This window comes from Flavobacterium sp. 22659, from assembly GCF_052044235.1.
Taxonomy (GTDB): domain Bacteria; phylum Bacteroidota; class Bacteroidia; order Flavobacteriales; family Flavobacteriaceae; genus Flavobacterium; species Flavobacterium johnsoniae.
On record NZ_JBQEMU010000012.1, the window covers coordinates 99,318 to 112,282 of the forward strand.

Below are 12,965 nucleotides of genomic sequence, written 5' to 3' on the forward strand. Positions count from 1 at the left end.
TGATAAAAGTTGTAGAGACTGCAGATAATAATTAAAACATAAAGTCATGCAAAAAACATTCTACCAAAAAGAACTGCTTATTAAAGCGGTACAACAAAAAAAAGGAGTTAATAATAACAAGAAAGACGTTGAAAAAATTCAGTCCTGGCTTAATTTATTTGCTATGCAGAATCCAAACTCCGGAACTGCAACCGATATTGATGGCGATTTTGGTCCCGCAACAGAAAAAGCAGTATTGAATTTTCAAAAAGCAAATGGTCTGCCTCAAACCGGAAATGTAGATCAAAATCTGTTTGATAAACTCGTGTCGCCTCTCAAAAAAGCTTTTGAAAGTCCGATATCCGGAAACAATCTGAGGGAATTAATTCTAAATACAGCACAAAATCATCTTAAAAATCATCCCTTTGAGCTTGTCATAAATAACCAAAGTAATACGGGACCATGGGTTCGAAGCTATATGGATGGAAATGAAGGAACAGAATGGTTTTGGTGTATGGGTTTTGTTCAGGCCATTATCGATCAGGCGGCATCTATTCAGGGAAAAAACTTTAAAACTCTAATGCCGTTAACTTACAGCTGTGATACTGTGGGTACAACTGGTCTACAAAAAAAGATACTGACCCGTTATCAAACTGCCAGAACCAATTCGACTTTGATAAAACCAGGAGATATATTTCTTCTTCAAAAAACACCAAACGACTGGATTCACACCGGAATTGTAACTGCTGTTCATGCTGATGCCATAGAGACTATTGAAGGCAACACCAATGCCGGCGGTTCTAATAATGGAAATGCTGTCATGAACAAAATCAGAAATTATAAACAATCAAAACTTGATTTTTTTTCAATCGAATCATTAGTATAGAAAAATGGAAAATGTATTTACCTATATCAAAAACCAATTCGTATTTCAGCTTGATACTCTTTTTCTGGTCGAAAATCCAATGGAAAAACCTGTTTTAAATCAAATCGATTCAAATGGTTTTATTGACGAATTTATTATCGAAAATAATCTAACCGAAATTGATATTCTGATTTTGGGACTCGCTCTTGTTCCTCACGTGAAGCCAGATTTTTTGAGTTCGATTATTGCCGAATATTTACCTAACGGCGGTGAATTACCCGAATTTGGCGGCATAAAAACAAAAAATCACCGAGGCATTTTACCAACAGGCGAAACGGCTCAGTTTTTAATTGCCGGAAATGATCTCGATAACCGAATTTTATTCTATAATTATTTACACAATCAGTCTTTTCTTTATCAAAAAGGAATCATCAAAATAGATTCTGTTCCTAATGGTGAACCTAAGCTAAGCGGACTGCTGATTTTAGAGGACGAATACATCGAAAAATTTATAACCGGAAAAATTCTGAAACCACAGCTAAGCAGTGTTTTCCCAGCACAATTAATCGAAACTCAATTAGACTGGAACGATTTAGTACTCAATTCCAACACTTTAAACCAAATTAAAGAAATCGAAACCTGGCTTAAATTCAACGAAATCCTATTTAACGATTGGAACATGAAAAGCAAAATAAAACCCGGTTTCAGAGTCATGTTTTACGGCGCACCGGGGACAGGAAAAACGCTTACGGCTTCTCTATTAGGAAAATACACAAAAAGAGACGTTTACAGAATTGATTTGTCGATGATAATTTCAAAATATATTGGCGAAACCGAAAAAAATCTGTCTTCCCTTTTTGATAAAGCGTCAGATAAAGACTGGATTCTGTTTTTTGATGAAGCCGATGCTATTTTTGGAAAAAGAACCAATGTCAGGGATGCCCACGATAAATATGCCAATCAGGAAGTTTCATATTTATTGCAGCGCATAGAAAATCATCCTGGATTAGTGATCTTAGCCTCTAATTTCAAAACAAATATTGATGCTGCTTTTACCCGAAGATTTCAATCTATAATTGAGTTTGAAGTACCTTCTTATGGCGAGCGTTTACAGCTTTGGCAAAATAATCTGCCTAAGGGAATTAAGATTGCTGAAGATGTAAATCTTAATGAACTTTCAAAAAAATACGATATTACCGGCGCTAATATTGTCAACATAATTCAATATGCCTGCCTGAGAACTTTAGAAGATAAAAATGAAAGCATCAACCTTAATCATTTACTTCAGGGAATTAAAAAAGAATATGCCAAAGAAGGAAAAATGATGTAAATTATTAAATTACAAAATACTGAATACAAACACTTTAAATTCATTTTTACTAATATAAAAAGAGATATCAAACTATATTTGATATCTCTTTTTTATTAATTGAGTACAGCCGTTAAGCCTGATTAAAAACTTTTCCTAAATGTTCTTCCATAACAAAATACGGATCATCAGTATGTGTCATTGATCTTATATGAATTAGACTGGTTTTGCTCATCATTCTTAACATTTGTCGTCTCTCACATGGCACAAGCTTACCATTCTCCTCTTTCTGCCCTGCTGTAAAAGCACTTCTTCCGTGAGCACACAAATGATTATTCACAAATATAACATCACCTGAATCTGGGATATAATCACTATTAATCAACTCTTTAGCCTCATTCCAAAATTCAGTTAAATTGTAAAGAGCTTCGGGAGTCTGTCCGGCATTTTCATTAAATATCTGCTCTGCCGCATCAAATCTAATAAAAGGCAGCTTTTTATTTCCATATAAAACAGAAGCCAGCGGACCATCATTAATTTCTTCCTGATAATTAGCATCTTTAGGACATTGATAAATTGGATCAAAAAGCTTTTCCATTATCTTATTCACCTTACCATGCGACCTTACTGAGTAAAGTGTAGAAGGAACTCTTTCTTCATTTCGCAGATATAGAAAACTTAAAAAATCAGCCTGATGTAAAAGAAAAGCATCTTCTGTATGAACATACAAATTTGTTTTTGATCCCGAACCTGTTTGTGTAGCTGCCATTTTCTCATCTGGAATAACAGCATGAAGAATTCCCCCGCCCTTTCTCTGTGCATAATATTGCACCGGTTTTGAAGGAACTGCACCATGCAGCAAGGAACAAATAAAACCGTATTTATTGAGTTTTGAGTAATCAGCGCTCTGCCAATTCGCGGGAGTTGGTCCCAGATGATCCTGATCTACTTCAAGAAGACCTCTAAAAATAATAGCCCCATACTGGTCAGCTGAAAAATCTGTTCCAAAACGGCTTAAAATTCTGGCTATTCTTTCTGGAAGAAGCTGAAAAGAATACAGATGAAGCGCTTCTATATAATCTGGGTTTTCATAGCTCTTAAATGCCTTTTCCAGCAGAGCGCCCACATTAGACAAAATGTTTCTTTCCTGAGGCGTAACCTCCACTATCAGCGGGCTTGTAGGAATTTGATAAGCATAGTTTTCTTTTACTGGTATCTCATCTTCAATTAATGATTGTGATTTCATTTTTTTAGTTTATTTAATAGTTGACAAAAATTGGGACAAATAATAAACACAAACCGTTAAAAATCAATCTATATACAAATAAAACATCATTCCATAACATTTTGGTAATGTAGAGAATTTCGTATAATTTTTTTCTGTTTTATTTTTTTTATAAAGATTAATCTCTACATTTGCTCCTACTGTTTTTATTCATTCTAAATAAAATCTACTTACAAATGTATTTATTTTTATAATTTAAAAAAGAATTTTCTTAAAAAATTTATTAAAAAAATATGAATATTAGCACTAAACCTAGTAAAATCAAGGCGTCGGATTTTACATATAGACAAAATATTTCAAAAATCATCCGCACACGGCGAAGTGTTTATGCGGATGAGTTTATAAAGCAGAACATACCCGATGAATTATTAAATGAAATTTTAATAAATGCGACCTATGCGCCTACCCATAAAATGACTGAACCATGGAGGTTTATTGTTTTTAAGGATAGTTATTTAGAGCAGCTGGGATCTTTTCTGGCAGATTATTACAGGGATTTTTATTTTGAAAAGTTTTCTGCTGATGAAGCTCAGGAAAAGTACAATCTGCTAAAAGAATATCCGCTTAATTCAGCTTGTGTTATTGGCGTTGTAATGGTTCGCAATACTAAAATTAACCTGCCCGAATGGGAAGAAGTTGCCGCCGTTTCATCTGCCGTTCAAAACATTGCCCTCTCCTGCACTGCTCATGATATTGGGAGCTACTGGAGTACATCTGCAGGTGCAGTTGATTACGTAAAGCAATTTGATCTGGCCAAAAATGAACAGTCTCTCGGTTTAATTTATGTCGGTTATTATCCAGAAGATCTTGAGCCATCCAGAAAAAAACGAACCCCGATTTCTAACAAAGTAACTTATTTTAAATAACCTCAATTCTAAAACTTATCATTATGCAAAACCTATTAGACAATGCCCCGGATGTCTTTGTTAAAAGCGCCGCTGACGATTTTTATCAGGATATTTTTCATGAAAATTCCGGAACAGAATATGCCAATGCCATAGAATTAGTTCAAAAACGTGTAGCAGGTTTTCTTGAAAATACTAAAATCCCGTTCAGCGGTATTAAACCTGATGAAATACGAAATAAAGTAGAAGCTGTAAACTTAGACAAACCTGTTCAGGATTATGAAACCCTTTGGGACGAGATCGATGAAATTTATGTAAATCATGCCACTGCTTACCATTTACCAGAATATATAGCACACTTAAACTGCCCTGTTGTAATTCCTGCTTTAGCTGCAGATGTACTGATAAGTGCTATTAATTCATCTCAGGATACCTATGACCAAAGCGCAGGCGGAACATTTATAGAAAGAAAATTGATTGCCTGGACTGGCGAACAAATTGGATATAATGCAGATTGTGATGGTATTTTTACAGGCGGCGGATCACAAAGTAACCTTATGGGACTGCTTTTGGCCAGAGATTATTTTGCTTTAAAATACCTCAACTGGAATATCAAATTAAATGGATGTCCGCCGGATTCAAGTAAATTCAGAATTTTTGTTTCAGAGAAATCTCATTTCAGCAATCAAAAAAATGCTTCTATTCTAGGCCTTGGCGAGCAGTCTATTGTTCAGGTTGTAACAGACAGCCGTTACAGAATGGATGCTGAAAAATTAAAGCAGGCCATTCTTGAAGAAAAAGAAAAAGGCAACATTCCTATTGCTATTGTGGCTACAGCCGGAACAACCGATTTCGGTAATATCGATCCATTATCTGAAATTTCAGTTTTGGCAAAAGAACATGAATTATGGATGCATGTTGACGCGGCTTACGGCTGCGGCTTATTGCTGACAGATACATACAAACATCTGTTAAACGGCATTGAACAAGCTGATTCTGTTACAATTGATTATCATAAATCTTTCTTTCAGCCTATTTGCAGCAGTGCTTTTATGGTGAGAAACAAACAGCATCTTCATATCATAAAACATCATGCCGATTATTTAAATCCTAAAGAACAGGATTACGATGAACTTCCGGCACAAATTAACAAATCTCTGGTACAAAGCACTCGTCGTTTTGATGCTTTAAAACTATGGTGTACACTGCGTTATATGGGCAGAACTAAACTGGGTCAATACACCGATACCATTATTGAAACGACCAAACAAACAGCTGAAATACTGGAAAACGACAAAGACTTTGAACTCTTAACAGATTCTGATTTAAGTGTTTTGGTTTTTAGATACAAACTAGACGGCTGGCCTGGAGATACTTGTAAAATGAATTTACACATCAAAAAGAAAATGTTTTTTAATGGCGAAGTCTTAGTGGCAAGCACAAAAGTAAACGGCATTTTTTATCTCAAGTTTACCATTTTGAACCCATTAACGACAATCGCACACATCAATAATATCCTTTCAATTATAAAAAAACACGGAAATGACTACATCTTCTCCTAAAGAGATTGCTCAAGAAGCAGTCGATATTACGTTTACCATTTTACTTAACTGCTGCGTTCGCGAACTAGGCAACAGCAGTTTTTATGAAGGGGTTCCTAAATACGATCCTGTACTAAAATCATATATGTCTAAGTACAATCATGAACTTCATTTAAAACTGGATTTTCCTGTTGATAATGTTGAAGTATATGCACCAATACGTTACAGATCTGAAACCTTCAGACATTTGTATCATTTTCCGGTAATGGAACGCGATCTTACTACTGAAACCATCAAAGAAATAGATTCAGAACGTCTTTTAGAATTAATTACAAATCATGTAAGACAACAGTATCCGCTGGCAGATTCTAAAAATGTCAAAAAAAGGATGAAGCTCAGTACAGAAAAAATAGCACAGTTTTTAGAGCATTTTCAAACTTCAGGACAGGAATTTAATAAAACTGAAATGACCTTTATAGAGGCCGAACAATTATTCCCGGCAGGACATTTACTTCATCCGCTTACAAAAGGACGTGAAGGTTTTACGGAAGCAGAAGTTTTAAAATATGCACCAGAAACCGGCGGACAGTTTCATCTGTATTATTTTTTAGTGCATCCAAATCTCGTTGCCGAAAAATCCGTAGACAATATTCTGCCTTCTGATTTTGCAAAAGCTGCAGTAATTGAAGGAAGTAATGGAGATAAAAAAGTACACGATTTACTGGAAAAATATCCAGACTGGAAAGTACTTCCCGTTCATCCGTGGGAAGCGTCTTATTTTAAATCACAAACTACATTTGATACACTTGTAAAAGAAAATCTGCTTATCGATTTAGGCGAATTTGGAAAAGAATTTACAGCAACCTCATCAGTAAGAACGGTATATAATAATGAAAGCGATTATATGTATAAATTTTCTCTCCATGTAAAAATTACCGGAGCAGAACGCATCAATCATTATCATGAACTTTACAGAGGTTATGAGGTATCCCGTCTAATGCAGACAGCCTGGGGAGATAATGTAAAGAAATCCTATCCAGATATCGAATTGATCTGCGATCCGGGCTTTATATCTGTATCGTATAACGGAAATGTACTGGATAGTTTTTCTACCAGTGTGCGATACAATCCGTTTAAAATCAATATAAACGAAAAAGAAAAGAATGTCTGTTTATTGGCTTCATTATGCCAGGACAGTATATTGGGAGAACCTTCGAGAATGCAGAATGTGATTCAAAAAGCTTCTCAGCAAACCGGATTATCTCTGGAAAAAACCAGTGAACTTTGGTTCAAAAAATACATCGACATTATTGTGGGCGGTGTAGTAAAAATGTTCAATGAACAGGGAATGTTCTGCGAATGGCATCAGCAAAACACACTTGTACAATTGGATGCGTCGTTCATGCCTGAAAAACTATTTTTCCGTGATAATCAAAGTTTCTTGTTCCGAAAATCTTTTGAAGAGCAGTTAAATGAAATTGTACCAGGTTTATCTGAAAATGGAAAAATGTTTATTCCAGACGATCGTTTGTATAATTTATTGCTTCATTATTTCTGGGTTGGCAATATACTCGCAGTTGTAAATACATTTGGCACCAGCCAGCTTGCAGATGAAAAAAATCTCTTAACTATTTTATACGATACTTTAGAGGCTTTACAAAAAGAAGACGAAAGCGGTCTTGTTACGTTTATTCTCGAAAGCAGACATTGGAAAGTAAAAGGCAATTTACTTACGGCACTTAATGATATTGACTGCGGCGGTAATCCGGCTGGCGTTACACGTATCAACTTCCCTAATATTTTACACAAACGCTTTTTTTCAGAACAATTGATAAATCCAAAAGGAAAAGAATTGGTCTACAACCGCTATTTTCCTAAAGAAGATGTAACGATTAGTTTACGTCCTCTTGATTTAGAAAATGATCTCGAAATGCTGCATGAATGGTTTCATCGCGATCATGCCAAAGCGAACTGGAAAATGGACTGGCCTCTGCGTGAACTTGAAACGTATTACAGAACCCTTCTTCCGAGTGACGGTTTGTACAGCTACATAGGAATGGCCAACGGCGAACCGACTTTTAATATTGAAGTTTACTGGCCGACCCGTGATGTACTGGGCGATTATTATGATGTTCTCCCTACTGATTATGGAACGCATCAATTTATTGCGCCGACAGATCCTAAGCAAAAATTTGTCTCACCATCAACACAATGCATGATTGATTATGTCTTTGCACAATCTGAAGTAGGCAGAATGGTTGGTGAAGGTTCTGTTGATTCCAGAGCTTCGATGATGAACAAAGCTTTTCATGGCTTTAAAATCGATAAGGTTATCGAAATGCCGCATAAAACCTCAAATCTTAATTTCTGCTATCGAGAATGGTATTGGGAAAAATTTCCGCAGAATAAAGACATTATCATAAACTCAGAAGCAGAACATAATCTTATAAACCAATAATATGGAAGATCGTAAAGTATATTCATTAATAGGCATTGGCATTGGACCTTTTAATTTGGGTTTAGCCGCTTTGTTAGAACCGGTTGATGACGTTTCATCACTTTTTTTTGACCAAAGAGAGCAATTCAATTGGCATCCGGGTCTGCTTTTTGACCATGTAACACTTCAAACTCCATTTTTATGTGACTGTGTTTCTATGGCAGATCCTACAAGTAAATTCAGTTTTTTAAATTTCCTTAAAAAGACAGATCGTTTGTATAAATTTTTCATCCGTGAAAACTTTTTCGTCCTGCGCAAAGAGTATAATTTATACTGTCAATGGGTAATTAAACAGCTGCAAAACTGCCGTTTTTCATCGAGCGTAAGAGAAATTTATTATAAAGACGGGCTTTATGAGCTGCATGTTTTTCATAAAGATCAGGATCAGACCAAAATATACTATGCCGAAAAATTAGTATTGGGAACTGGAACTGTGCCTATACTTCCTGATTTTGTTGATTTAAATGAAATGGAAAAAGTCTGTCATACGTCAAGCTATCTTTTTAGAAAAGAAGAAATATTAGAGCAGGATACCGTTACTGTTATTGGTTCCGGACAAAGTGCTGCCGAAGTTTTCTTTGATCTGCTTCAAAACAGACCTAAAAACTTAAAACTAAATTGGTATTCCCGTCCTGATCGCTTTTTTGCTATGGAATATTCCAAGCTTATTTTAGAACATACATCGCCGGATTATATCGACTATTTTCATCAAATGTCGGCTTCAGATCGCAAAGTCATGCTGGATCGTCAGAAATCACAATTTAAAGGAGTCAACTTTGATTTGCTGAATGAGATTTATGATTATATGTATGCGCTTAGTGTAGACAACGATGATATTGGTGTAAAGATCAGACCTAATATTCAATTGGATGATATAACGGCTGGAATTCACAATAACTACGAACTGCATCTGGAACAGGTTGAACAGCACAAAAAGTTTACAGACCAAGCTGACTATGTAATTTTAGGTACAGGATATCATTATCAGGAACCTCAATTTCTTAAAGATATACAGCATAGAATCAGCAGGACTTCGACAGGCAGTTATGATGTAAAAAGAAATTACTCCATAGATACCAACGGCAGCGAAATTTTTGTACAAAACGCAGAAATTCATACGCACAGCTACATTTCATCTGATTTAGGTATGGGCGCTTACCGCAATTCCTATATCATTAATGAAGTAGCAAAACGTGAAGTATATAAACTCGAAAAGAGAATTGCTTTTCAGGATTTTGACCTTTCGGGCATTGCGGCAGAAAAGGCAGTTGAAATTAGTATTTAATAGCATTTAAAATGAATATAGAAACAATACCACACTTAGAAGTTTTTACCGCTCAGGTTTGGGAAAAGGTAAATCTTAATCTGCTGGCTAAGAGTTTAGCCGAATTAATGCATGAAGATGTTGCCAAACCTGAAATTACGGGCAGTAAAGGTGATCTTACACATTTTAAATTGACAACCGATCTTGCAGATGTTTATTATACTTTTTCAGCTTATCCAAGACTTTTAGAATATTGGCATATTGAAAAAGAAAGTATCCAAAGATGGGAAAACGGAACAGCCTCGCCTGCTAAAGATGTTCTTTGTTTTTTTATGGAATTGCAAAAAACCTTTGGCATTGATTCCTTTACATTGGCAAAATATACAGAAGAACTTCTCAATACATTATATGCTGATGCACATTTATATACCAGAGAAAAATTGAGTTCTGCCGAACTTACACAAGCCGATTATCAGACAATTGAGCATCAAATGGAAGGTCATCCGTGGGTTATTGCGAATAAAGGACGTGTAGGTTTTAACAACAGCGAATATCACCGTTATGCTCCCGAAGCCAATAAAAATACGGATTTATACTGGCTGGCCTCTCATAAAAAAAGAGCTTCATTTAATTCTTTGGAAACGATCAATTTTAATGATTTTTATTCTGATGAATTGGGTGTTGAAGTTTATAACAAATTTCAGGAAAAGCTCCGCAATATGGGACTTGTGGTTGAAGATTACGTTTTTATTCCCGTGCATCCCTGGCAGTTAAACAATAAAATTTTACTGCAGTTTCATCAAGATTTCGCGAACCAATATTTAGTGATTTTGGGTAAAAGTGACGATGTATATTCGCCTCAGCAAAGTATTCGAACCTTCTTCAATCTAAGTCATCCTTCTAAACATTATGTAAAAACGGCAATCTCTATTTTGAGTACAGGAAACATCCGCGGACTCTCTCCAAAACAAATGGATATTGCGCCAAGAGTTACAAAGTGGGTAAAAGAAATGCTCGATAAAGATCCTTATTTTGAGGAAAAAGAAGTTGTGCTTTTAGGCGAAGTAGCTACAGTTTCGTATCGTCATCCGCAGTACAATTCCATAACCGACAGTCCGTATCATTATCGCGAAATGCTGGGCGCATTATGGAGAGAAAGTGCCGAGAAATATCGCAAACCTGAAGAAAACCTAATGACAATGGCGTCTTTATTATATATCGATGACAATGACGTGCCTTTTCTGCAGGAACTTATAAACGTTTCCGGACTTAGTACTCAAAACTGGCTGGAACAATATCTGGAAGCCTACTTAAAACCTTTGCTCCATATTTATTATCAGCATTCTTTATGTGTAACACCGCATGGCGAGAATATTATTCTGGTCATGAAAAATGGAGTACCGCAGCGTATTATTATAAAAGATTTTGTTGATGATATTGTTTTAACAGAAGAAGCCAAAGCAAAATTACCAGATGAACTTAAAGACGGTCTTATTCAATCTTCTAATAAAGAGAATACGCCTTTGTTTATTTTGATCGGTGTTTTTGATGCCTTTTTTAGATATCTGTCTGATATTCTGCATACGCATATGGATTATGACGAACATCTTTTTTGGAAAACCGTTATAGGATCAATCGAAGAATACAAACAGGATAATCCGCATTTAACAGACCGCTTTGAAAAGTACAATCTTTTTGAACCGGAGTTTAAGCGATTTTACATTAACAGCTTGAAACTTCTTAATAACGGATATGCTGAACAAACTGGTTTTGCCGTGCCGAAAAAAGGAAGCAAACTGCCTAATCCGCTTTATGTAATCAGACAGTATGAAATGAACGAGTTTACAGAGATTGGCGAAACAATACAGCACCAATCATGAAAGTAGTAGTTTTAAGGCTTCAATCTTATACTGATTTGTTTTTTACTGCGGTATTAGGCCGAGAGAAAAAATTCACTTCAGGCAGTATTAATCGGGCAATTGTATTGCTTGCCGTTCCTATGGTTTTAGAACTTGTAATGGAATCTGTTTTTGTTTGTGCCAGTTTGTTTTTTGTAAGCAAACTTGGCGCAGCAGCTGTTTCTATTGTGGGTTCTACAGAATCTGTTATCAGCTTTTCGTATTCCGTTTCAATTGGTCTGAGCATTGCGGCTTCAACTTTAATTGCAAGGCGCGTTGGCGAGCAGAATTTTAAGGATGCAAACATTACAGCCGGGCAGGTAATAAACATAAGCATTATCTGCGGTATTTTAATAAGTATCATATGTTTTATATGGAGTAATGAAATACTTGGGCTCGTAGGACTTTCTCCTGCAGTTATAGAACAAGGCAGTTTGTATGCAAAAGTAATGTTTGCGAGCTGTGGTTTTATTATAATCCGTATTGCGTTAAACGGTATTCTTCGCGGTGCCGGTTCTGCCTCTATGGCAATGCGAACGCTATGGCTTTCGAATGCATTAAATATTCTCTTGTGTCCTCTCCTTATTTTTGGATGGGGACCAGTACCCGCATTTGGACTATTAGGCGTTGGTATCGCTACCGCTGTGGCACGTTTTATAGGAGTTTGTTATCAGGCATTTCATTTGGTTAAAGGAACAACCATTATTCAAATTGGAAAAGAGCAGCTGGCGCTTCATCATGAAACTTTTAAAAAAGTAATCAGACTTACTTTTGGAGGTATGCTCCAGTATCTGATTCCTGCATCGAGCTGGCTGTTTATGATCAAAATCGTTTCTCATTTTGGAGGCAATGCTCTTGCAGGCTATATAATAGCACAGCGTGTTGCTTCAATAGTTACTACGCCGGCTTGGGGAATAGGAAATGCAGCGGGAATTTTAACTGGACAAAATTTAGGAGCCCAACAACCCGAAAGAGCCGAAAAATCGGTCTGGAGAGCAGGCATGATTAACATGTGCTTTTTGATTACAGTAGCAATTGGATGGATTTTTATGGCAGATCCTGTTGTCAGAATCTTTTCTGATGTGCCCGAAGTGATCGATAACAGCACAACCTACATTCACATTATTTCCATCGCCTATGTATTATTAGGATATACAATGGTTATTTCAAGAGCGCTTAATGCCGCCGGAAAAGTTATGATTGTCACCCTGCTTTACATTCTCATGTTTTACGTGATACAAATACCGCTTTCTTATGTCTTTGGAGTAGCATTGGGTTTTGGCCCAAAAGGCATTTTTGCAGCTATTTTAATTTCAGAACTGGTATTGGCTTTTGGCTGTATTACCATATTTAGAAGTGGTAAATGGAAATTAACTAAAGTTTAAAATTAAATAGTTAAATTTTTAACACATAGAGACATAGTTTTTTTGACTTGAGAAAAGGCGTTTCACTTTTACTTAAATCATCCCGATAGCTATCGGG

At 36.0% G+C, this 12,965-nt stretch carries 9 protein-coding genes; 8 read left to right on the forward strand and 1 reads right to left on the reverse strand.

The annotated features are described in order from the left end of the window. The first annotated feature begins 46 nt into the window (after positions 1-46). Both ACTJIW_RS13595 and ACTJIW_RS13600 read left to right on the forward strand, forming a co-directional pair. Complete coding sequence (locus ACTJIW_RS13595; protein WP_440716752.1) at positions 47-865, forward strand: peptidoglycan-binding protein; 819 nt, start codon at positions 47-49, stop codon at positions 863-865. Positions 866-869: 4 nt separating this feature from the next. Further along, the gene (locus ACTJIW_RS13600) at positions 870-2,174 is read left to right on the forward strand and encodes an ATP-binding protein (RefSeq protein WP_440716753.1); all 1,305 of its coding nucleotides are present in this window, start codon (positions 870-872) and stop codon (positions 2,172-2,174) included. Between the two features lie 112 nt (positions 2,175-2,286). Here ACTJIW_RS13600 and ACTJIW_RS13605 read toward each other — a convergent pair whose 3' ends face one another. Continuing rightward, positions 2,287-3,399 (reverse strand): taurine catabolism dioxygenase TauD, encoded by a 1,113-nt coding sequence (locus ACTJIW_RS13605; protein ID WP_440716754.1) that lies wholly within the window; start codon positions 3,397-3,399, stop codon positions 2,287-2,289. A 272-nt stretch (positions 3,400-3,671) separates the two neighbouring features. Between ACTJIW_RS13605 and ACTJIW_RS13610 the strand changes: the two genes are divergently transcribed. From ACTJIW_RS13610 to ACTJIW_RS13635, 6 genes are read left to right on the forward strand one after another with little or no spacing between them, the layout of a single operon-like run. Beyond that, positions 3,672-4,304, forward strand: a complete 633-nt coding sequence (locus tag ACTJIW_RS13610; RefSeq protein ID WP_440716755.1) for a nitroreductase family protein — start codon at positions 3,672-3,674, stop codon at positions 4,302-4,304. A 23-nt stretch (positions 4,305-4,327) separates the two neighbouring features. Then, on the forward strand, positions 4,328-5,845 hold the full coding sequence (locus ACTJIW_RS13615) for a pyridoxal phosphate-dependent decarboxylase family protein (RefSeq protein ID WP_440716756.1): 1,518 nt from the start codon (positions 4,328-4,330) through the stop codon (positions 5,843-5,845). Next, positions 5,826-8,282, forward strand: coding sequence for a GNAT family N-acetyltransferase (locus ACTJIW_RS13620; protein WP_440716757.1), 2,457 nt, complete (start codon positions 5,826-5,828; stop codon positions 8,280-8,282). The genes ACTJIW_RS13615 and ACTJIW_RS13620 overlap by 20 nt, the downstream gene beginning before the upstream one ends. Position 8,283: 1 nt before the next feature. Then, positions 8,284-9,606: a lysine N(6)-hydroxylase/L-ornithine N(5)-oxygenase family protein gene (locus ACTJIW_RS13625; RefSeq protein ID WP_440716758.1), complete on the forward strand. Its 1,323-nt coding sequence runs from the start codon at positions 8,284-8,286 to the stop codon at positions 9,604-9,606. Between the two features lie 11 nt (positions 9,607-9,617). Continuing rightward, entirely contained in the window at positions 9,618-11,465 is a 1,848-nt protein-coding gene (locus tag ACTJIW_RS13630) for an IucA/IucC family protein (RefSeq protein WP_440716759.1), read from the forward strand. Further along, on the forward strand, positions 11,462-12,868 hold the full coding sequence (locus ACTJIW_RS13635) for an MATE family efflux transporter (protein WP_440716760.1): 1,407 nt from the start codon (positions 11,462-11,464) through the stop codon (positions 12,866-12,868). Before ACTJIW_RS13630 ends, ACTJIW_RS13635 begins: the two co-directional genes overlap by 4 nt. Positions 12,869-12,965 lie beyond the last annotated feature (97 nt).